Genomic DNA, 21,521 nt, shown 5'->3' with positions numbered 1-21,521 from the left:
CCCCGGTTTGTACTGCGATCGAACGGTCGCGTTCGGTCCGACAGGCTGCTAACGGGAGAAGTCGACCGCCACCGTGTTGGCGCCGCTGATCACGACCCCCACCCGCTCCCCCGGGCAGGGACGGTAACGGCCGCACAGCAGGGCGGCCAGGGCGGTAACGCCGCCGGGCTCGCCGACGATGCGCAGCACCCGCCACAGGGCCTGCTGCGCCGCGCGGATCGCCTCATCGGGCACCGCAACCACCTGCGCGACATGGTCACGGGCCAGGGGGAAGACCCGTTCTCCGACGCGGCGGGGCGCCAGCGAATCGGCGGCGATGCCGCCGGCTTCGGCGTCCACCGGCCGGCCGGCGGCCAGGGCGCGGATCAGGGTCGGTGCCTCCTCCGGTTCGACGCCGATCACGCGGGTGCGGGGGGAGCCGGCGTACCAGGCGGCGATTCCGCCCACCAGTCCACCGCCGCCGACGGCGACCAGCACGCTATCCAGGTCCGGCGCCGCGTCCTCCAGTTCCAGCCCGACCGATCCCTGGCCCAGCAGCGTCTCGGCCTGGTCGAAGGCGTGGACGGGCAACGCCCCGGTCCCGGCCACGCGTGCCTCGCTGGCGGCCAGGGCGTCGGCGTAACGGTCGCCGCCCACCACCAGATCGGCACCATAGCCGCGGATGCGCTCGATCTTGGCGGGGGACGCGATGGCCGGGACGAAGATGGTGGCCGGAACGCCCAGGCGCATGGCGGCGTAGGCCACGGCAGCGCCGTGGTTGCCGCCCGACGCCGCCACGACCCCGGCGGCCGGGACCGGCCGCATCAGCAGGTTGGCGAAGGCGCCGCGGGCTTTGAATGAGCCGGAATGCTGCGTCAGCTCCAGTTTCACGGTCAAACGGACCGGCGGAAGGCCGAAATCGGCACCGTCGATCTCCACGACCGGAGTGCGGCGGATGTGGGGTCGGATCAGCCGCTCCGTGGCGGCGATGCCGGCGCGGTCGATGGTCGGTGCGTTGGGCATGGTCCGCTCTCCCGGTGGCTTGACACCAATTAGGAAAATGGCAAACTAACGAAATGTCAATGGCGACGGTCCTCCGCGCGCTGGGCAACGAACGCCGGCTTCAGATCCTGGAGTGGCTGAAGGACCCCCGCGCCCATTTCCCGCCACAGGTCGACGGCGACCTGGTGGAGGACGGGGTGTGCGCCCTGCTGCTGGCCGAAAAGCTGGGCGTCTCCCAGCCGACGCTGAGCGAGCACATGAAGGTGCTGACCGGTGCCGGCCTGGTGCGGGCACGCCGCATCAAGCAATGGACCTTCTACACGCGCGACGAGGAGCGCATCGCCGAGGTCAAGCGGGAGATCGCGCGCAGCGTGTGACGGCCGGCGCGTTGACAGCCCGCCCGCGCGATGCCATCCGGAAGGGCGGGCGATCGGCAGCGGGCGGGGGAGGGGGCGTATGCGACACACCGGTTCCGGTGATGGGCGACCGCGCCGACGGTGCACGGCACCGGCTCGGCCGGGCTGACGGCGGCCCTTGCCCGTGCGCCCCCTGGCCGTTGCCGCCGCCCTGCTGCTGTACGGGTTGCTGAGCGCCCCGGCGCCGCCGGCGCCCGGCATGGTGGAGGCGGTGGTCGGGGGGCTGCTGCTCGTCGCGGCGGGATGGCACCGGCCGCTGGCGGTGGCGTGCGGGGCCGCCCTCCTGCGGCCGCGGCCGGCCCTGTGGGAGGCGGCGGGGGTGCTGGCGTTCGCGGCGCTGCTGTGGCCGCCGCTGCTGCGGGGGCTGGCGCAGGGGTGGGACCTGCGGCAGGTCGCCCGCGACGTGGTGCCGTTGCTGTTCCTCTTTCTTCCCGTCGTCCTGGTTCCGTTGCTGCGCCCGGCCGGCGCGGCGGCGGTGCGCTGGCTGGCCGGCGGGCTGGCGGCGGCGGGGGTGCTGTTCACCGTGCGCTGGTGGGACGAGATGGGGTGGGGCTTCGGTGCGGTTGGCACGCGGGCCATGCCGGAGGGTGCCCATTACGTCCTCAACGCCCCGTCGGTCCTGTTCGCCGCCATCCTGCTGCCGGCGGTGGCGACGGGATGGCTGGTGCGCGGGGGGATGCTGCGCCGGCTGGCTGCCCCCGTCCTTCTGGCCGGGGGAGCCCTGTGCCTGGCCGCGCTGGCCGGGGCGGTGCACCGCATGGCCCTCGGCCTGGCAGCGGTGGCGTTATGGGGGGTGATGCTGTGGTGGGGGCGGCGGGCGCCGTGGACGGTGGGGGGGCTGCTGGCCGTGGCCGCCGGCCTGGCGTGGGGGCTCGACGGCCCGGTCTTCGGCGCCATCGATCAGGTGGTGGAGAAAAGCCGCTCCGCCGGCCTCAACGCCCGGGGCGCCGAAGCCGTGGCGGTGCTGGAGCGCGTTGCCGATGACCCGGTGGCGCTGCTGGTCGGGGAAGGGTGGGGGGCCTTGCTGGCCAACCCGGCCGTGGGCGGCTGGCGGGTCGCGTACACGCACACGCTCGTCTCCTACACTCTGTTCAAGGCCGGGCTGCTCGGTCTGCTCGGTCTGCTCGCCTGGCTGATCGGTCTGGTGCCGGCCGCCCGGCGCCTGCTGCGCACCGATCCGATCCTGGCCGCTGCCATCCTGCCTCCCCTGGCCGTATCTCTCGGCCTTCACACCAGCTTCAAGTATCTGGACTGCGGGTTGCTGGTGACGCTCATGATTTTGTCGTCATCGAAGGACGATCCATCCGGGCACCTGGAATGACTGGCGGTCTCTCGACGCGCAATGCATACTTTCGTGCTCAACCGCAGCGCTCCGGAGACCGGCCGTGTCGGCGCGTCCGTCCATCCTGTTCGTCAACCGCGTCTTCCCGCCCGACCGCGGCGCCACCGGGCGCTGCCTGTCCGATCTGGCTGGCCGCATGGCGGCGGCGGGCTGGCGGGTCGGGGTGCTGGCCGATGGTGACGGGCCGGCCGCGGCGCCTCCCGGCGTCACGGTGGTTCGCACCGGCGGCGGCGGCTGTCGTCCGGGCGCGGCGGGCTATGCCGCGGCGCTGGCGCGCCTGGTGGCGCGCGGGCTGACCCTGCCGCGCCATGACGTGGTGGTCACCATGACCGATCCGCCGCTGCTGGCCCTGGCCGGGCCGATCCTGGCGGCACGCCACCGTGCGGCGGCGATTCACTGGTGCCACGACGTCTTTCCCGCGCTGTTTCCGGTGGTTGGCATCCACCTGCCGCGTCCGGTGCGGGGGGTGTTGGATTCGGCCATGGTCCGCGCCCTTCGCCGGCACGATGCGGTCGTCGCCATCGGGCGCTGCATGGAGGCCCGGCTGAAGGCCCTGGGCGTGCCGGAGGACCGCCTGTCGGTCATCCCCAACTGGGCCGATCCGTCCGTCCGTCCGCTGCCGCGCGCGGGAAACCCCTTGCGCGAACGCCTGGCGCTGGGCGACCGCTTCACCGTCGCATACTGCGGCAACGTCGGGCTGGCGCATCCGTTGGGCGCCCTGTTCGACGCCGCGCGCCGGGAACCCGATACGGCGTTCCTGCTGGTCGGCGACGGACGCGGCTATCCCCCTGACGGGGATGCACCGGACCGTCCGTCCAACCTGCACCGGCTGCCTTTCCAGCCCGCCGAACGCCTGTCGCAGACGCTGGCCGCGGCCGATCTCCACGTGGCGACCATGGATCGCCGCGCGCAGGGGCTTCTGGTGCCGTGCAAGGTCGCCACCGTTCTGGCTGCCGGCCGTCCCTGCCTGTTCCTCGGGCCCGCCGGCAGCGAGGCGGCGCGCGTGGTGGTGGCGGCCGGCTGCGGCGCCGTGCTGGATCCGGACGACGGGGCCGCCCTGGCCGGGGCGGTGCGCCGGTTCGCGACGGATGCGAACCTGGCCGCCCGCTGCAGTGAACGGGCTCTGGCCGCTGCGGGGTGCCGGACCGCCGATCACGCGGCCGTCCGATTCCGTGCGCTGGCCGAGGCGGTGCGCCGCCCGAAGCCGTCCGTCGCTTATGGAGAGGCCCCCCATGGCTGACTGGACCCGGGATGGATTGGCGCGCACCGCGCCGGGGGATGACGCGGGCCGGACCGCCGGTGCGGAGGAATTGCGGCTGCTGGTGCGCGCGCTGGCCGTCGGCTGGCGTGCGGTGCTGGGCGGATCCGCCGTTTCCGTGATCCTTGCCCTGGCGTGGCTGAACCTGACGGTGCCCCAGCACACCGCCGCGGCGGTCGTCGGTCCGACGGCGCGCACCGGCATCGCCGCCATGGGAACCCGGGTGCCGGTGTCCGGTATCGACGCCGCGGGTCTGGCCGAACCGGGATCGGGTGACGAGACGCTGTCGGACTTCGCACGCTTCCTGGAGTTGTTGACGGCTCCCGCCATCGCCGAACGTCTGCTGGCCGATCCGGAGGTGGCGCGCCGCCTGTTTCCCGAACGCTGGGACGTGGAGACCGGACGCTGGCAGGCCGCCGTCGGCGTCGCGCCGGCGCTCAAACGCGCCCTGCTGGCGCTTGCCGGCCGGGAGGATTGGGTGGAGCCCGATCCGGTCGTGGCCTCCCGGCACCTCCGCCGCATGGTCACCGCCGACCGTGTCGAAGGCGGGCCGATGCGCCGCATCGCCCTGCGCCACCGGGATCGCGCCTTTGCTCTCACCCTGCTGGAACGGCTGGTCGGCGCCGCCGATGCCCATCTGCGGGCCGAGGCGGCACGCCGCGCCACCGCCCAGATCGCCCACCTGGATCAGCTCATCCGAACGGTTTCCCTGCTGGAGCACCGCGAGGCGCTCAACGCCCTGAAGGCCGACCAGCAGCGCGTGGTGTTGCTGATCGAAAGCGGGCTTCCCTACGCCGCCGACACCATCGCGCCGGCCAGCGCCGCCCGCCTGCCCGACTGGCCCGACCCGCCGCTGGTGCTGGCGGCGGCCCTGGTGGCCGGCGCGGTGCTCGGCGCCATGCTGGCGGCGGCGTGGACCGCCCTGACGCGGGCGGGCCGACAGCCGTGAACGCCGCCGTGCCGGCCGGATCCATACCGGTCAGCGTCATCGTCATGACCCGCAACGAGGCGGTGAACCTGCCCGCCTGCCTGGCGCCGCTGCGCCCCTTTGCCCGTGTGTTCGTGGTCGATTCCGCCAGCAGCGACGGCACGCCCGACATCGCCGCAGCGTGGGGTGCCGTCGTCGTCCCGTTCCACTGGGACGGTGGCTACCCGCGAAAGAAGCAGTGGTGTCTGGATCGGCTGCCGTTCACCCACGACTGGGTGCTATTCGTCGATGCCGACGAGCGGCTGACCCCCGGCCTGGTGGCGGAGATCGCCGCCCTCATGGCGGCGGGGCCGCGCCACGCCGGCTACTTCATCGACGGCCGGCCGGTCTTTCTCGGCCGGCCATTGCGCCATGGCGCCGGTACCCGCAAGCTGGCGCTGATCGATCGCCGCCGGGCCGCCTTTCCCGCGGTGGACGACCTGGACGTCGCCGCCATGTGGGAGGTGGAGGGCCATTACCAGCCCCGGGTGGCCGGCACGACCGGGCGCCTGCGCGGCGTCCTGTGGCATGCCGACGACAAGCCCCTGTCGGCTTGGTTCGACCGGCACAACCGCTATTCCGACTGGGAAGCGGCGCTGCGGTCCGACGGCCGGATGGCGGCCCTGGCGGGGGCCTCCGAAACCGGCGTGCGCCGTGTCCTGAAACGCCTGTTCGACCGGCTGCCGCTGCGGCCGGCGGCGGTCTTCCTCCACGCCTACGTGCTGCGCCTGGGCCTGCTGGACGGCGTGGCGGGCCTGCACCACGCGCTGGCCCGCGCCTTCTATTATTGGCAGGTGGACGTGAAGATGCGGGAGCGGCGAACGAAGGGGGTCAGTCCGCCGCCACCTCCAGCAGCACCGTGTCCCGCGCCTCGCCACCCAGCGCCTTGACCAGATCGAAGGTGCGCTTGCGCACAGACGGGTCGGGGATGCGGTAATAGGCGCGCACCAGTTCCAGCGTTTCGCGCCGGGCCATGGATTCGAACTCATCCGTCTCCGTCGGGGCCGGTGGAATGTCCGCGGGCTGGTCACCGCTCGGCATGTCGTCGAAGAAGAAGCTCACCGGCACGTTCAGCACCTGCGCCAGATTGAAGAGGCGGCTGGCGCTGATGCGATTCGATCCGCGCTCGTACTTCTGAAGCTGCTGGAAGGTGATTCCCACCGCCTCGCCCAGCTTCTCCTGGCTGAGGCCGAGCAGGGTGCGGCGCAGACGCAGACGGGCGCCGACATGGATGTCGATGGGGTTCGGCCCCTCCCCCCGGCGGGACAGGGTGTGGGCGGGGGGAAGTTTCGGCTTCGAAGCGGTCATGACGGCCCTCGGGCGGTGGCGCGCCGGTGCGGTGCGCGGCGGTCCGGAAAACAAACTGAGCCCAATATTTGATACAACTTTATGGTAGGCTCAACGCTTTTCTTCGCGGGTACCGCGCAGTTCATTAGAAACGCAACGAAATTCCAGCGCCGGTGTAACGTAGTTTCTCATACAGGGGTGCCATGGTGCGCCGCAGGGCCAGGGATGCGCACTGAGCGATCACTATGCCCGCACACGCGGCAGGGCCAAGGCCCATCACCTCCCGGCGGATGGTCGTCTGGTCGGCACGGCCATCTGCGGGGCGACGCTGCGACAAGCCGCCGCCGGCAAAGGCGCACACCGCGAACGGCAGTCGGACGACTCGGGATGCCCGCGCCAGGACGCCGACCGTGAAGGCGTAATCAGCGCCGATGGCGTATCGCGGTTGGTAGCGCAACCCTTCCAGCAGAGAGCGGCGGTACACCATGGCCTGGTGGTGGGTGAACATGCCATAGAAGGCCAGGCGGTGAGAGCGTGCCGGCTTGCGCATCCACCGCCCGTCGGTGCCGCGCTCCAGCGAATCGCCATAGAGGAAGTCGGCGTCCGGGCAGGCGGTCAGCGCCGCCGCCAGGCGTGCCAGCGTGTCCGGGCCGGCCAGCGTGTCGCCGGCGTTGAGGAAAAGCAGCCAGCGGCCCCGCGCCCGCTCCAGACCGGCGTTCATGCCATCATACGGCCCGCCGTCGGGGGCGGAGCGCCACCACGCGGGTTCGTCCGCCCGGGCGGCCAGCCAATCGGCGGTACCGTCGCGCGAGCCTCCGTCGACCACCAGCCATTCGAACCCGCGCCAGCCCTGGGCGCACAGGGAGGCGTGGGTGGCCAGCAGGCCGGGCAGATCGTCGCGCACCACGGTGACGACCGACAGCAGCGGCGCGGTCATCGCCCGACCACCGCGATCGATGCGGCGATCAGCGCCAGGTTGCCGAGCACCGGTCCGATGTCCCTGGCGAAGCCCATCAGCTCGAACGGCTTGGGGTCGCGCGGCACCACCAGGGTGGAGCCGGGCGGCACCATGGCGGGCTCGTGGTTCCAGAAGGACAGGGACAGGGGGCGGGCCGTGCCGTTGGGCAGGATCAGGAAGATGCGGTCCTCGTCGGCGGACCGGCTCGGACCGCCGGCCTCGCGCAGGTAGGTCGCCGCCTCCTTGCCCTCCACGAACTGCAACGTGGCGGGGGCAAGGACTTCGCCGGTGACGGCGACCGTCAACGGGCGCTTGGGAATGTGGATGCGGTCGTCCGCTTCCAGCAGCGGGTCCAGCTCCGGCCGCTCGCGCAGAATCGTGGGGTCGGCCTCGATGACGATGCGGCCCGGCGGGTCCACCCCGCGCAGCATCGCCGCGAAGCGCCGGGCCTCCGCCAGATCGCCGGGTTTGACATCGCTGCCGGTCTTTTCGATGCGCAGAGCCTCCGCCTCGAGCGCCCGCGCCTGAGCGTCCAGTTCCTCCTTCTGCCGCCGCCGTTCGCTGTCGCGGGTGAAGACGGTGCCGTAGGGATAGGCATCCTCCGTCAGCCCGCCGGCCCGCGCGATCAGCGACGACAGCCGCTCTCCCCGTCCGACGTCATAGGTGCCGGGGCGCCGCACCGCACCCGCGATGGTCACCGCGCGTGCCTCCAGCAGCGGCGGGCGGGGATTGACCCGGACGGCGTCGCCCGGGCGCAGGCGCACCGTGGCGGCCTCGGGCCGGCGCAGGTCCACGGTCCGACGTGCGCCGCCGGCCGACGCCGGGGTCACCTCGACGCTGCCGGGATCGGCGGCCGGCGTGGTGCCGCCCGCCGCCGCCAGCACCGCGTCGAGCGGCGCCCCGTCGGCCACCGGGTAGGCGCCGGGGCGCAGCACCGCCCCGCGCACGGCCACCGTGCGCTCCGCCATCATGGCCGCCAGGGACTCATCGGGTGCGGCGCCGGTGCCGGCGTCGTCGGCCGGAACGGCGGACCCGGCGGCATCGCTGCCGGCCACCGCCGCACGCACGCGTGCCTCATCGAACAGGTGCACGCGGTCGTGGACCTGCAGGCGGCGGTCGGCCCGGCCCGCCGCCACTTCGTGCGGTGCGAAGGGCAGGCGGGTGACGGCCAGCGTCCGGGGATCAAACCGCTCGATGATCCCCAGAAGGGGGTAGACGCCGGGGAGCAGGGCGTCGGCCGTCAGCAGGGCCCGCAGCGTGCCGGCGCGCGACAGCGGCACCGCGCCGGGGCGACGTACGGGACCGAGCAGTTCGACCAGCGGCTCGTCGCGATCCACCACGTCGCCGGGCTGTGCGCCCGGCCAGCCCGCCGCACCGCCTTCGCCGGCGTTGCGGGCCAGCGCATCGGTCGCCGTTCCCCGGGCCCGGGGGTAGAAGCCGGGGCGGGGCACGCCGCTGCGCAGCAGCACCGCGTGCTCCAGCGCGAAGACGAGCAGGTCGGGCACGTCGTCGAACAGAGGCGGGCAGGGGGCGGGCGCCCCGCTGAAGTCCGCCGCCGCCCGCGCCGCCGGCCCGCGGGCCAGCGGTCCCCCGGGGTCCGCGGCCAGCACGCGGGCCAGCACCTCCAGCCCGGCGCAGGACTCGGACGGGGCGGCCCGCTCGCCGCGCAGCAGGCGCAGCACCGGTTCGGAGGTCAGGAAATCCACGTCGCGGACGCCCAGCACGATCAGGCTGTCGCCGTCCGCCACGGGCCGATCGTCGCGTCCCGCCAGCACCGCCGCCAGGTCGACCGGGCGCAGCACGCGCGCTCGCGTCCCCGGATCGGTGGTGGCCAGGGCGGCGAAGGGCTCGTAGGTCTGCGGGGCCAGTGCCGCGGTATCGACGAGCCCGCCCAGCGTCGGCGCGGCGGCCAGGGAGCGTGGTCCCGGCCGCAGGACGTTGCCCCGCAGATGCACCAGCCCCCGGCGGTCTTCCCGGCGCGGCGTCAGCAACAGCAGATCGCCGTTGCCGAACAGGGGGATGTGCGCCCGCTCGGCCGGCACCTCCTGCGCCGTCTCCGTGCCGTCGGGGCCGATGGACAGGCGCAGGGCGCGCTGCACCGCCGGACCGCGCAGAGGCATGCCGGCCAGCCCGGCCAGTTCGGTCAGCGAGAGGGACGGCCGGTCGGGACGCAGCTCGAAGATGGCGGGTCGCAGGACGTCGCCGGCCACCGCCACCGTCGGGCCCAGCGTCGGCACGATCAGGCGATCGCCATCGCTCAGCCGCTCGTCGCCGCCGGTATGCGACGCGCCCAGATCGTAGAGGTCGATGACGCGGCCCTCGCCGCCCGGTCGCACCAGGCGGATCTGCCGCAGCGATCCCATCCGCCGCACGCCGCCGGCGACGATCAGTGCATCCAGCACGCCGGCAAAGGCGCTGACCTCGTGCAGGCCGGGCCGCTCCACCTCGCCGACCACCAGGACGCCGATGCGCCGCACCTCGGCCAGCGACACCCATACCGCCGCGTCGGCGTAAAGGGCGGAGGCGAGGGAGGCCAGAGCCGTGCGCAGATCCGCCAGGGTGCGGCCGGCGGCGGTGACGGGCGGCAGCGACTCGACCAGCAGAAGCCCTTCGCTGTCGACCGCATACCGTCGGGCGGAGCGGGCGTCGCCGCGCAGCATCACCGTCAGCACGTCGCCGGGACCGATGCGGTAATCGTCCCGCACCGCGCCGACCGCGGCACGGTCGCGGACCTCCGCCGCGTTGGCAAACAGGTCGTAGCCGTGCATGGTCAGCGGGACGCCCGCCCGTTCGGCGTAGGCCCGTTCCAGCGGCGAAGGGGCGGGCGTCGCGGCATGGGACGGCGCTTGCCCCGGCTCGGCAGCCGGTACGGCGTTCATCCACAGGACCAGCGCCGCCACCGGCGCCAACCGGGCGATTATCCTCCACACAACAGACAGCATAAGATGTCGAACCTGACCATGGTTCCCGCTATCCGAACTTGTCCGGCGGGATGCCCATACATTCGAATGTATTTCGATCGAACGCAAGGTCCGGAATCATGACGGACCTGCGCGGGCGACGGGCGCGCTTCGGCGCGGGAGGCGGTATCATTGCACCGGGCAAGAACCGGACGACTCCCGCCATGGCGCGCATCATCGTGATCGACGACGACCAAACCACCCTCGCGGTGGCCCGCACGCTGCTGGAGCGGCTGGGGCACTCCGTCGTCGCCGTCGGCAGCGGGACCGAGGGCGTGACCGTTTATCTGGAGCAGGGAGCCGACCTGGTGCTGACCGACATCTTCATGCCCGACCAGGACGGGCTGGAAACCATGCGCCGCCTGAAAAGCCTGGCACCCGGTGTGCCGGTGGTGTGCATGTCCGCTGGACCGTCGCGGCTGTCGGACACCACGCAGGTGCGAGACACCATGCTGCGCTTCGCGCAGGAAGCCGGAGCCGACGCGTCTTTGACGAAGCCCCTGGACGCCGGCGCCCTGAAGCGTGTGGTCGACGCCGTTCTGGCGGGGCGGCCGGCATGATCGTCGTCCACAGCGCGGCGCACCGCGCCCAGGAAGGCCGGGCGGAGTTGAACGATGGTCAGCTCGTCCCCTGCTATGAGAAGCCGGCGCGTGCGGAGATCGTCCTGGCGCGCGTCGGGGCTGCCGGCCCGGGGCCGGTGGTGGAGCCCGACGCGCACGGCGAGGCGCCGCTGGCCCGCGTCCACGACCCGGCCTATCTGGCGTTCCTGAAAGCGGCCTGGCACGAATGGGTGGCGGAGCACGGCGACCGTGACGCCCTGCCGCTGAACTGGGTGGCGCCGGGCATGCACCGGCGCGTCGTACCCGATTCCATCGACGGGAAGCTCGGCTACTACTCCTTCGACGCGGGCACCCCGATCACTGCGGGCACCTGGCGCGCGGCGACCGCCGGCGCCGACTGCGCCCTGACCGCCGCGGCCCGCGTCGCCGCCGGCGAGCGCGCGGCCTTCGCGCTGGTCCGCCCGCCGGGCCACCACGCCGGCCACGCCTTCTACGGCGGCTACTGCTTCCTCAACAACGCCGCCATTGCGGCGCAGGCCCTGCGCGACGGCGGTGCGGCGCGCGTCGCCGTCCTGGACGTGGACTATCACCACGGCAACGGCACGCAGGAGATCTTCTGGCACCGTGACGACGTGCTGTTCCTGTCGCTGCACGCCGACCCGCGCCAGGAGTTCCCCTATTTCAGCGGCCACGCCGACGAGGTGGGGGAGGGGCCGGGGACCGGCTTCACGGTGAACCTCCCGCTGCCGTGGGGGACGGACTGGACCGCCTACGCCGCCGCGCTGGCGACGGCCACCGCCCGCATCGCGGCGTTCGCGCCCGACGTGCTGGTGGTGTCGCTGGGCGCCGACACCTTCGTGGGCGACCCCATTTCGCGCTTCCGCCTGCAATCGGACGATTTCCGGCGCATGGGGGCGGCCCTGGCCGCCGCCGGCCTGCCCACCGTCTTCGTCCTGGAGGGCGGCTATGCCGTCGACGACCTGGGCGTCAACGTCGTCAACGTGCTGACCGGCTTCGAAGGGGACTGAGCGCCGTATCACACGTCGATGGCGTCGGCGTCGACGAAGCGGGCGTGTTCCTGGATGTAGCGGAAGCGCAGTTCCGGGCGGCGGCCCATCAGGCTCTCCACCAGGCCGCGGGTGCGGTCGGCGTCGTCCTGTTCCTCGGGGTCGGCGGCGTTGGGCACCACGACGCGCAGCAGGGTGCGCTTGGCCGGGTCCATGGTGGTGTCGCGCAACTGGGCCGGCATCATCTCGCCCAGGCCCTTGAAGCGGCTGATCTCCACCTTGCGGCCCTTGAACAGCTTGGCGGTCAGCTCCTCCCGGTGGGCATCGTCGCGGGCATAGACCGACTTGGCGCCGGCGCTGATCCGGTAGAGCGGCGGCATGGCCAGATACAGGTGGCCCTGCTGGATGAGCGACGGCATCTCGCGGTAGAAGAAGGTCATCAGCAGCGACGCGATGTGGGCGCCGTCCACATCGGCATCGGTCATGATGATGACCCGCTCGTAGCGCAGCCGGTCGACCGAGAATTCCTTGCCGGCGCCACAGCCCAGCGCCTGGACCAGGTCGTTCAGCTCCTGGTTCGCCTTCATCTTGTCCGACGAGGCGCTGGCGACGTTGAGGATCTTGCCGCGCAGCGGCAGGATGGCCTGGGTTTCCCGGTTGCGCGCCTGCTTGGCCGAACCGCCCGCCGAGTCGCCCTCCACCAGGAAAATCTCGGTGCCCTCGGGGCTGTTGCGCGAACAATCCGCCAGCTTGCCCGGCAGGCGCAGCCGCCGCGTCGCGCTCTTGCGCGCCATCTCCTTGCTCTGGCGGCGTCGGGCCCGTTCCTCGGCCTTCTCGATCAGACGGTCCAGCAGCGCCCTGGAGGAGGACGGGTCGCCCGACAGCCAGTGGTCGAAGTGGTCCTTGACCGCCGCTTCCACCAGGCGCTGCGCCTCCGGTGTCGCCAGCTTGTCCTTGGTCTGGCCCTGGAACTGGGGTTCGCGGATGAACACCGACAACAGGACGCAGGCGTCGCCGATCACGTCCTCCGCCGCGATCTGGCCGGCGCGCTTGGTGTTCGTCAGCTCGCCATAGCCCTTGAGGCCGCGCAGCAGGGCGGCCCGCAGACCGGCCTCGTGGGTGCCGCCCTGGGGGGTGGGCACGGTGTTGCAGTAGGTGTGGGAAAAGCCGTCCTCGTCCTCCGGCCAGGCCACCGCCCACTCCACCCGGCCCTGGCCGCCGGGGAACTCCGCCTGCCCGGCGAAGGGTCCGGGGGTCAGGGTGCGGCGCTGCTTCAGTGCCCCGTGCAGATAGTCGAGCAGGCCTCCGGGGAAGTGCAACGTCTCCGCGGCGGGGGTGGTGGCCTCCGGACTCAGCAGTTCGGGGTCGCAGCTCCAGCGGATCTCGACGCCCCGGAAGAGATAGGCCTTGGAGCGCGCCATGCGGTACAGCCGGTGCGGCTCGAACCGGGCGGCCTCGCCGAAGATTTCCGGGTCGGGGTGGAAGCGCACGGTGGTGCCGCGGCGGTTGCCGGTGCCCTGGCGCGCCGGCGGCCCCTGGGGGACGCCGCGGCTGTAGGTCTGGACATAGAGCTGGCGGTCGCGGGCGACCTCCACCACCAGCCGGTCGGACAGGGCGTTGACCACCGACAGGCCGACGCCGTGCAGGCCGCCCGACGTCTGGTAGACCTTGTTGGAGAACTTGCCGCCGGAATGCAGGGTGGTGAGAATCACCTCCAGCGCCGACGTCCCCGGGTACTTGGGGTGGTCGTCGACGGGGATGCCGCGCCCGTTGTCGCGCACCGTCACCGTGCCGTCGGCGGCCAGTTCCAGGTCGATGCGCGAGGCATGCCCGGCCACCGCCTCGTCCATGGCGTTGTCCAGCACCTCGGCCACCAGATGGTGCAGGGCCCGGTCGTCGGTGCCGCCGATGTACATGCCCGGCCGGCGGCGCACCGGCTCCAGCCCCTCCAGAACCTCGATGTCCTGCGCGGAGTAGCTGTCGGCCTTGCGGGCCGTGTTCTCGAAAAGGTCGCTCATGGCGGCCAATATAGGAATTTCGTCAGGGGTGCGCAAGCGTATGCTGTGGCCGCACAATGGGCCGTGCACAAGATTTTGTTCGCACAAGAAACCACTGAGGGCGGAGGAGTGTGATGAGCGACGCCATGCCGGGTGAGGCCGAGCCGGCAGGCCTGAGCGACGGGCCGGCGTTGCGGGCCATAGCCATGCCGGGCGACACCAACCCCAACGGCGACATCTTCGGCGGCTGGCTGCTGGCGCAAATGGACCTGGCCGGCGGCGTGGTGGCGGTGCGGCGCGCCCGCGGCCGGGTCGCCACGGTGGGGATCGAGGCGATGACCTTCCACAAGCCGGTCTATGTGGGCGATGAGGTGAGCTGCTTTGCGACCGTGGAGCGGGTGGGCCGCACGTCCATGCGCGTGCGCATCGACACCTGGGTGCGCCGGTTCCTGACCGGCGAAACGGTCCGGGTGACCGAGGGGGTGTTCACCTATGTCGCCATAGCCGACGACGGCCACCCCCGTCCGGTGCCGCCTGCGCAATGACCGCGGCCCCGCCCGGTGGCCGGCACCGGGCGGGGTGCCCGGCGTTACTGCGGGGCCGGCGGGGGCGTGGTCGCCGGCCCGCCCATGGCGGGATCATCCGCCGGCGGGGTGGTGGTCATGGGCTGTTCGGCCATCGACGGATCGTCGGCCGGCGCCGGCGCCTCGGCCACCTGGTTGTCGCACGCGGCGACACCGAGAAGGACGGCCGGCAGGGCGGCCAGCCAGAACCTGCTGCGCATCGTGTCTCTCCACCTTGTGATCCCGGACGCCGCGGCCCCGGACTCGGGGCGCGGTCGGAAGGCGGAACACCGGGGAGCACGACGCTATTCCCCGGCCCCGCCGGCGCATTCGGGCGGGAGGGGTTCTCCGATGGTCGTAGTGTGGCGGCGGGAACCCACTGGCACCTGTTCGTCCGGACAGGCCCCGTTTCCGTTTGACCGCCGGAGTCGGCCGTGATTCCATCGCGATCATGACGATGGTCGATCACATCACCGGCGCGGTGACCCGCGCCCTGCGCAACGCCCTTCGGCAGGTCATCGGGCCCGCCATCGGCGCCTGCGTCGTTGCGTACTTCGTCTATTACGCGGTTCAGGGCGACCGCGGCCTGATCGCGCTCAAGCACCTGCAGGGCGAGATCGCCACCGCCGAGCGCGTCCTGGACGAGGTGCGCAGCGAGCGCCAGCTCATGGAAAAGCGCGCCAGCCTGCTGCGCACCGATCATCTCGACCTGGACATGCTGGACGAGCGGGCGCGCTCCATGCTGAACCTGACGCATCCCAACGAAGTGGTGCTGCCCCGCACGCCGCTTCCCGATGCGGTGGAACCGCACCTGCCGGCGCCGCATGAGGGGATCACCGCGGCGCGCTGATCGGCCCTTCCGTCCCCGCCCACCCTTCGTCATAGCACCGGGCTTCACCGTGGCCGGCGCCCCGGCGGGGTGCTACGCTGCCGTCATGTGATGTCCGACGTTGGTCCCTGCACCGTGCCGGTGCCGTGCAACGGACCGCGTCCATCCGCTGTTGTCCGCTTGCCGGCCCGTGCACCTGCCGCCGTCGGCGCCGCGTCGGCCCGCCCGATACCGTGACCCGCTTCACAACCGGAACCACAATCCAAGCCGGAGGAACGATCACAAAGCACCGTTCGGACCCGCCGGCGGGCGCGGTTTATTGCTTTGTTCAGCCGATTGTTTTCCGAATGTCACCCGCTGCAGCGCTGGCGCGGCGGGAAGCGCTCCCAAATCAGCGGTTTAACCAGAAGTGAGTTAACGGCACTTTTTTCAAGTGAAATCAATTGGTTGGAGTTGCCGCCCTTGCCCGGACGGGACTTGGGCGCTATGAATACCACCAACGACCGGTAGCACCCGGCAGGTGACCGCCGGTCCCGTCAAGCCAGGGGAGGACACATGGCTGCGCCACGACGCCGTACTAAGGCGCCTTCCGACACCGTTTCGTCGAACACGGCCCCGCAGGCCTCGCCCGAGGAACTGCTGCGTTATTACCGTGACATGCTCCTGATCCGCCGGTTCGAGGAGAAGTCCGGCCAGCTCTACGGCATGGGCCTGATCGGCGGCTTCTGCCACCTCTACATCGGCCAGGAGGCCGTGGTGGTGGGCATCCAGGCCGCGCTGAAGGACGGCGACAGCGTCATCACCAGCTACCGCGACCACGGCCATATGCTGGCCTGCGGCATGGACCCCAAGGGCGTCATGGCGGAGCTGACGGGGCGGCGCGGCGGCTACTCCAAGGGCAAGGGCGGCTCGATGCACATGTTCAGCCGCGAGAAGGCGTTCTTCGGCGGCCACGGCATCGTCGGCGCCCAGGTGCCGCTGGGCACCGGCCTCGCCTTCGCCCACAAGTACTCCGGCGACGGGGGTGTGTGCACCTGCTACCTCGGTGACGGCGCCGTCAACCAGGGCCAGGTGTACGAGAGCTTCAACATGGCGGCGCTGTGGAAGCTGCCCGTCATCTACATCATCGAGAACAACAAGTACGCCATGGGCACCGCGCAGGAGCGGGCCTCCGCCGGCGAGCTGCACCAGCGCGGCGCCTCCTACGGCATTCCCGGCCACCAGGTCAACGGCATGAACGTGCTGGACGTGAAGGCCGCCGCCGACGAATGGGTCCCCTGGGTGCGCGAGGGCAACGGCCCCGTCATTCTGGAGCTGAAGACCTACCGCTACCGCGGCCACTCCATGTCCGACCCCGCCAAGTACCGGACGAAGGAAGAGGTCGAGAAGATGCGGACCGAGTCCGATCCCATCGACCAGATGAAGAAGCTCCTGCTCGACAGCGGCATCGCCGACGAGGACAAGCTGAAGGAGATCGACCGCGAGGTGAAGGCGGTGGTGTCCGAGGCGGCCGAGTTCGCCCAGCAGAGTCCGGAGCCGGATCCGTCCGAGCTGTGGACGGACGTCCTCATCGAAAGCTGACGTGAACCCATTGGCGGAGCTGCGGCGGTGCGCCGGGGACCGAACGCGTCCCGTGGCCGCCCGCGCGGACGGAGGGAAGGTATGCCGATCGAAGTGCTGATGCCGGCGCTGTCGCCCACCATGACCGAGGGCAAGCTGGCGAAGTGGCTGAAGAAGGAAGGCGACGCGGTCAAGTCCGGCGACGTGCTGGCCGAGATCGAGACCGACAAGGCCACCATGGAGGTGGAGGCGGTGGATGAAGGCCGCGTCGGCAAGCTGCTGGTGGCCGAGGGCACCGACAACGTCGCGGTGAACACCCCCATCGCCATCCTCCTGGAGGAGGGCGAGAGCGAGGTGACCAACCTCTCCACGGCGGAGGAGAGCACGCCCAAAACCGCCGCCCGGCCGGCCGTGCAGGGCGAGGCACCGGCCGCCTCCACTCTGCCCGCCGCGGCGGATGCCGGGGGGCCGGCGGCGCCGCCGCCGTCGGAGGAGGACCGCTTCTTCGACCGGACCGTGAAGAAGACCGTGCGCGAAGCCCTGCGCGACGCCATGGCCGAGGAGATGCGGCGCGACCCCAAGGTCTTCCTGATGGGCGAGGAGGTCGCGCAGTACCAGGGCGCCTACAAGGTCTCGCAGAACCTGTTGCAGGAGTTCGGGCCCGAGCGCGTCATCGACACGCCCATCACCGAGCACGGCTTCGCCGGCCTGGGTGTCGGCGCGGCCTTCAAGGGGCTGCGGCCGATCGTCGAGTTCATGACCTTCAACTTCGCCATGCAGGCGATCGACCAGATCATCAACTCCGCGGCCAAGACCCTGTACATGTCCGGCGGGCAGATGGGCTGTCCCATCGTGTTCCGCGGCCCGAACGGTGCCGCCGCCCGTGTGGCCGCCCAGCACTCCCAGGACTACGCGTCCTGGTACGCCCACTGCCCGGGCCTGAAGGTGGTGGCGCCCTATTCGGCCTCGGACTTCAAGGGGCTGATGAAGGCCGCCATCCGCGACCCGAACCCGGTGATCTTCCTGGAGAACGAGATCCTCTACGGCCACAGCTTCGACGTGCCGGAGAGCGAGGACTTCATCGTTCCCATCGGGCGCGCCAAGGTCCTGCGCCGGGGCCGTGACGTGACCATCGTCGCCTACTCGCTGATGGTCGCCCACGCGCTGGCGGCGGCCGAGACGCTGGCCGGCGAGGGCATCGAGGCGGAGGTCATCGACCTGCGCACCATCCGCCCGCTGGACGTCCACACCATCGTGGAGAGCGTGAAGAAGACCAATCGGCTGGTGAGCGTCGAAGAGGGCTGGCCGGTGTGCGGCATCGGCTCCGAACTGGCGGCGCTGATGATGGAACACGCCTTCGACCACCTGGACGCGCCGGTGGTGCGCGTGCACGGCGTCGACGTGCCGATGCCCTACGCCGCCAACCTGGAAAAGCTCGCTCTGCCGCAGCCCGAGAACATCGTGGCCGCGGCGAAGCAGGTCTGCTACCGCTGAGGAGGAGGGCGCCATGACCATTCCGATCCTGATGCCCGCCCTCTCGCCCACCATGACCGAGGGCAACCTCGCCAAGTGGCTGAAGAAGGAAGGCGACGAGGTCAAGGCCGGCGACGTGCTGGCCGAGATCGAGACCGACAAGGCCACCATGGAGGTGGAGGCGGTCGACGAGGGCCGTCTGGGCAAGATCCTCGTCGAAGGCGGCTCCCAGGGCGTCGCCGTCAACACCCCCATCGCCATCCTGCTGGAGGAAGGCGAGGACGAAAGTGCGCTGAGCGCCGCCGCGTCCGGCGGTGCCGCCTCGGCGGCTCCGGCCGCTCCGGCGCCGCAGGCCGCCCCGGCCCCGGCCCCGGCGGAGGCGCCCAAGGCGGCTGCGGCTCCGGCCGCCGCGTCGGCGTCCGCGCCGGGCGGGCGTGTGTTCGCCAGCCCGCTGGCCCGCCGCCTGGCCGGACAGGCCGGGCTCGACCTGGCGGCCATCAAGGGCACCGGCCCCAACGGCCGCATCGTCAAGGCCGACGTGGAGGCCGCGAAGGCGGCGCCGCGCCCGGCCGCCGCCGCGGCTCCCGCCGCTGCGTCCGCTGCGGCCGCGCAGGCCGCCCCCGCGACCGCGGCGGCCCCGGCGGCCAAGCTGTCCGCCGGCATCGACGCGAAGTCCTACTCGGACAAGCTGGGCATGCGCTACAAGGCGGTGCCCAACAGCTCCATGCGCAAGACGATCGCGCGCCGCCTGACCGAGGGGCAGCAGACGATCCCGCAGTACCATCTGACCGTGGACTGCCAGATCGATGCGCTGCTGAAGGTGCGTGCCGAGCTGAACGGGCGCTCCGACTCCTACAAGCTGTCGGTCAACGACTTCATCATCCGGGCCTCCGCCCTGGCGCTGAAGAAGATGCCCGCGCTGAACGCCGCCTGGACCGACGACGCGATGCTTCAGTACGAGAGCGTCGACGTCTCGGTGGCGGCGGCGACGCCGACCGGCCTGATCACGCCCATCATAAAGAACGCCGACCGCAAGGGCCTGGCCGAGATCTCGAACGAGATGAAGGATCTGGCCAAGCGGGCCCGCGAGGGCACGCTGAAGCCGGAGGAGTTCCAGGGCGGCACCTTCTCCATCTCCAACCTCGGCATGTTCGGGATCAAGCAGTTCGAGGCGCTGATCAACCCGCCCCAGGGCGCCATTCTGGCGGTCGGCGTCAGCGAGCAGCGGCCGGTGGTGAAGGATGGCGCGCTGGCCATCGCCACGGTGATGACCTGCACCATCTCGATCGATCACCGCGTCGCCGACGGGGCCGTCGGGGCGCAGTTCCTGTCGGTCTTCAAATCGCTGATCGAGGATCCGTTGAGCATGCTGCTCTGACGGGCCGACAACGCTGACGCATCAAGGATTTAGGAGGCTGTATTCATGGCCGACATGAACTATGACGTCATCGTCGTCGGTGCCGGTCCGGGTGGCTATGTGGCGGCGATCCGCGCCGCCCAGCTCGGCCTGCACACGGCGGTGGTGGAGCGCGAGCACCTCGGCGGCATCTGCCTGAACTGGGGCTGCATCCCGACCAAGGCGCTGCTGCGCTCGGCCGAGGTCATGCACCTGATGAAGCACGCCGCCGATTACGGCTTGTCCGCCGATGGCGTGTCGTTCGACCTTGCCAAGGTGGTCGAACGGTCGCGCAAGGTGGCGGGGCAGCTCAACGGCGGTGTCCGGCACCTGCTGAAGAAGAACAAGGTGACCGTCATCGACGGCGAGGCGAAGCTGGCCGGCAAGGGCCAGGTCGCCGTCACCAAGGGCGGCGCGGCGGTGGGCACCTTCGGGGCCAGGCACATCATCATCGCCACCGGTGCGCGCGCCCGCACCCTGCCGGGCCTCGAAGAGGACGGCAAGCTGGTGTGGACCTACAAGAAGGCGATGACCCCCGACGGCTTCCCCAAGTCGCTGCTGGTCATCGGCTCCGGCGCCATCGGCATCGAGTTCGCCAGCTTCTACAACGCCCTGGGCTCCAAGGTCACGGTGGTGGAGGTGATGGACCGCATCCTCCCCGTGGAGGACGCGGAGATCTCCGGTCTGGCGCGCAAGGCGTTCGAGAAGCAGGGGATGCGCATCATCACCGGCGCCAAAGCCGGCAACCTGCGCAAGTCCGCCGACAGCGTCACCGTCGCCGTGGAGACCGGCGGCAAGACCGAGGACATCACGGTGGACCGCGTCATCGTCGCGGTGGGCATCTCGCCCAACACCGAGAACCTGGGGCTGGAGAACACCCGCGTGAAGCTGGACCGCGGCCACATCGTCACCAACCCCATGTGCGAGACGGACGAGCCCGGCCTTTACGCCATCGGCGACGTGACCCAGCCGCCCTGGCTCGCCCACAAGGCCAGCCACGAGGGCGTGATCGTGGCCGAGCACATCGCCGGCAAGCACCCGCACCCGCTGGACGTCCGCATGATCCCCGGCTGCACCTACTCCCACCCGCAGGTGGCGTCGGTGGGCCTGACCGAGGCGAAGGCGAAGGAAAAGGGCTACGCGGTGAAGGTCGGGCGTTTCCCGTTCATGGGCAACGGCAAGGCCATCGCGCTGGGTGAGCCGGAGGGGCTGGTCAAGACCATCTTCGACGCGAAGACCGGCGAGTTGCTGGGCGCCCACATGATCGGTGCCGAGGTGACCGAGCTGATCCAGGGCTACACGGTCGCCAAGACCCTGGAGACCACCGAGGCCGACCTGATGCACACCGTGTTCCCGCACCCGACCCTGTCGGAGATGATGCACGAGTCGGTCCTTGATGCCTATGGCCGGGCGATCCACTTCTGATTAGTATGATCCGATGTGACATCTTCCGGTCGATCGATGAGCCGCAGCGGCGTTGCGTACGAGGATGATTTCTACGCCTGGACCCGTGACCAGGCGGCCCGCATCCGTCGTGCCGGCGCCGAGCGGAACAACGCCCCGATCGACTGGGAGAATGTCGCCGAGGAGATCGAAAGCAGGGGCCGCAGCGAGTGGAGCGAGGTCGACAGCCGGCTGTCGGTGCTCGTCGTCCATTTGCTGAAACTTCTGTACTGCCCGGAGCTTCACGACCGCTGCCTGCGTCCCTGGCGGCTCACGGTGCGGGAGCAGCGCAGGAGGCTGTACAAGCGCCTGCGGCAAAGCCCCAGTATGCGTCCCGTCGCGGCCGAAGAGTTCGCCGACATCTACGCCGAGGCGCGCGGCACGGCGGCTCTGGAGGCCGACGCCGACCTCGACCGATTTCCCGCCGCAGCGCCCTTCACCCTTGACCAGGCGCTGGATCCGGCCTATCCGGCCGAACTGTTTCCGCCGGAATGGCGCGTGTGAGCGCCGCCGGCCCGTTGACC

At 71.2% G+C, this 21,521-nt stretch carries 20 protein-coding genes; 14 read left to right on the top strand and 6 right to left on the bottom strand.

From position 1 onward, the window contains the following. Nucleotides 1-48 precede the first annotated feature (48 nt). Nucleotides 49-1,002 carry a threonine/serine dehydratase gene (locus tag G472_RS0109340; RefSeq protein ID WP_029008181.1) on the bottom strand — a complete coding sequence of 318 codons (954 nt, stop codon included), beginning with the start codon at nt 1,000-1,002 and terminating at the stop codon, nt 49-51. 59 nt (nt 1,003-1,061) lie between these two features. Between G472_RS0109340 and G472_RS0109335 the strand changes: the two genes are divergently transcribed. From G472_RS0109335 to G472_RS32140, 5 genes are all read left to right on the top strand, one after another. Continuing rightward, entirely contained in the window at nt 1,062-1,358 is a 297-nt protein-coding gene (locus G472_RS0109335; RefSeq protein ID WP_245593440.1) for an ArsR/SmtB family transcription factor, read from the top strand. A gap of 163 nt (nt 1,359-1,521) precedes the next feature. Continuing rightward, on the top strand, nt 1,522-2,718 hold the full coding sequence (locus G472_RS0109330; protein WP_245593444.1) for a hypothetical protein: 1,197 nt from the start codon (nt 1,522-1,524) through the stop codon (nt 2,716-2,718). A gap of 64 nt (nt 2,719-2,782) precedes the next feature. Further along, nucleotides 2,783-3,979 (top strand): glycosyltransferase family 4 protein, encoded by a 1,197-nt coding sequence (locus G472_RS0109325; RefSeq protein ID WP_156927053.1) that lies wholly within the window; start codon nt 2,783-2,785, stop codon nt 3,977-3,979. Further along, entirely contained in the window at nt 3,972-4,946 is a 975-nt protein-coding gene (locus G472_RS32145) for a hypothetical protein (RefSeq protein WP_156927052.1), read from the top strand. Before G472_RS0109325 ends, G472_RS32145 begins: the two co-directional genes overlap by 8 nt. An 8-nt stretch (nt 4,947-4,954) precedes the next feature. Then, nucleotides 4,955-5,854, top strand: coding sequence for a glycosyltransferase family 2 protein (locus G472_RS32140; protein WP_245593439.1), 900 nt, complete (start codon nt 4,955-4,957; stop codon nt 5,852-5,854). Here the strand turns inward: G472_RS32140 and G472_RS32135 are convergent. The 3 genes from G472_RS32135 to G472_RS0109300 all read right to left on the bottom strand — a co-directional run bounded on the left by G472_RS32135 (nt 5,796) and on the right by G472_RS0109300 (nt 10,109). Further along, complete coding sequence (locus G472_RS32135) at nt 5,796-6,272, bottom strand: helix-turn-helix domain-containing protein (protein WP_035691674.1); 477 nt, start codon at nt 6,270-6,272, stop codon at nt 5,796-5,798. The two genes, G472_RS32140 and G472_RS32135, sit on opposite strands and share 59 nt — an antisense overlap. 124 nt (nt 6,273-6,396) lie before the next feature. Next, complete coding sequence (locus tag G472_RS0109305) at nt 6,397-7,188, bottom strand: glycosyltransferase (protein WP_029008177.1); 792 nt, start codon at nt 7,186-7,188, stop codon at nt 6,397-6,399. Next, nucleotides 7,185-10,109, bottom strand: a complete 2,925-nt coding sequence (locus G472_RS0109300) for an SLBB domain-containing protein (RefSeq protein ID WP_245593443.1) — start codon at nt 10,107-10,109, stop codon at nt 7,185-7,187. The genes G472_RS0109305 and G472_RS0109300 overlap by 4 nt, the downstream gene beginning before the upstream one ends. Before the next feature lie 224 nt (nt 10,110-10,333). Here G472_RS0109300 and G472_RS0109295 point away from each other — a divergent pair, with 224 nt between their 5' ends. Together G472_RS0109295 and G472_RS0109290 are read left to right on the top strand one after the other, a co-directional pair. Then, nucleotides 10,334-10,729, top strand: a complete 396-nt coding sequence (locus G472_RS0109295) for a response regulator (protein ID WP_029008175.1) — start codon at nt 10,334-10,336, stop codon at nt 10,727-10,729. Further along, nucleotides 10,726-11,757 carry a histone deacetylase family protein gene (locus G472_RS0109290; protein ID WP_029008174.1) on the top strand — a complete coding sequence of 344 codons (1,032 nt, stop codon included), beginning with the start codon at nt 10,726-10,728 and terminating at the stop codon, nt 11,755-11,757. The genes G472_RS0109295 and G472_RS0109290 overlap by 4 nt, the downstream gene beginning before the upstream one ends. 8 nt (nt 11,758-11,765) lie before the next feature. Here G472_RS0109290 and parE read toward each other — a convergent pair whose 3' ends face one another. Further along, nucleotides 11,766-13,754 (bottom strand): DNA topoisomerase IV subunit B, encoded by a 1,989-nt coding sequence (parE, locus tag G472_RS0109285; protein ID WP_029008173.1) that lies wholly within the window; start codon nt 13,752-13,754, stop codon nt 11,766-11,768. A gap of 113 nt (nt 13,755-13,867) precedes the next feature. Here parE and G472_RS0109280 point away from each other — a divergent pair, with 113 nt between their 5' ends. Beyond that, nucleotides 13,868-14,278 carry an acyl-CoA thioesterase gene (locus G472_RS0109280; protein WP_084536537.1) on the top strand — a complete coding sequence of 137 codons (411 nt, stop codon included), beginning with the start codon at nt 13,868-13,870 and terminating at the stop codon, nt 14,276-14,278. 44 nt (nt 14,279-14,322) lie between these two features. Here G472_RS0109280 and G472_RS0109275 read toward each other — a convergent pair whose 3' ends face one another. Next, complete coding sequence (locus tag G472_RS0109275) at nt 14,323-14,517, bottom strand: hypothetical protein (protein ID WP_029008171.1); 195 nt, start codon at nt 14,515-14,517, stop codon at nt 14,323-14,325. Nucleotides 14,518-14,747: 230 nt separating this feature from the next. Between G472_RS0109275 and G472_RS32130 the strand changes: the two genes are divergently transcribed. The 6 genes from G472_RS32130 to G472_RS0109245 all read left to right on the top strand — a co-directional run bounded on the left by G472_RS32130 (nt 14,748) and on the right by G472_RS0109245 (nt 21,501). Next, nucleotides 14,748-15,146, top strand: a complete 399-nt coding sequence (locus tag G472_RS32130) for an FtsB family cell division protein (protein ID WP_051340623.1) — start codon at nt 14,748-14,750, stop codon at nt 15,144-15,146. Nucleotides 15,147-15,680: 534 nt separating this feature from the next. Continuing rightward, a complete protein-coding gene (gene pdhA, locus G472_RS0109265; protein ID WP_029008170.1) occupies nt 15,681-16,706 on the top strand; it encodes a pyruvate dehydrogenase (acetyl-transferring) E1 component subunit alpha in 1,026 nt (341 codons plus the stop codon). Between the two features lie 81 nt (nt 16,707-16,787). Then, nucleotides 16,788-18,179: a pyruvate dehydrogenase complex E1 component subunit beta gene (locus tag G472_RS0109260; protein WP_029008169.1), complete on the top strand. Its 1,392-nt coding sequence runs from the start codon at nt 16,788-16,790 to the stop codon at nt 18,177-18,179. Between the two features lie 13 nt (nt 18,180-18,192). After that, on the top strand, nt 18,193-19,536 hold the full coding sequence (locus G472_RS0109255) for a pyruvate dehydrogenase complex dihydrolipoamide acetyltransferase (RefSeq protein ID WP_029008168.1): 1,344 nt from the start codon (nt 18,193-18,195) through the stop codon (nt 19,534-19,536). A 45-nt stretch (nt 19,537-19,581) separates the two neighbouring features. Beyond that, nucleotides 19,582-20,979 (top strand): dihydrolipoyl dehydrogenase, encoded by a 1,398-nt coding sequence (gene lpdA / locus G472_RS0109250; protein WP_029008167.1) that lies wholly within the window; start codon nt 19,582-19,584, stop codon nt 20,977-20,979. Between the two features lie 36 nt (nt 20,980-21,015). After that, nucleotides 21,016-21,501: a DUF29 domain-containing protein gene (locus tag G472_RS0109245; protein WP_029008166.1), complete on the top strand. Its 486-nt coding sequence runs from the start codon at nt 21,016-21,018 to the stop codon at nt 21,499-21,501. The last annotated feature ends 20 nt before the right edge of the window (nt 21,502-21,521 follow it).

This window comes from Azospirillum halopraeferens DSM 3675 (assembly GCF_000429625.1).
Lineage (GTDB): Bacteria > Pseudomonadota > Alphaproteobacteria > Azospirillales > Azospirillaceae > Azospirillum > Azospirillum halopraeferens.
The sequence above is the reverse complement of the archived record's forward strand: the minus strand, read 5'-3'. Positions and strand labels throughout refer to the sequence as shown.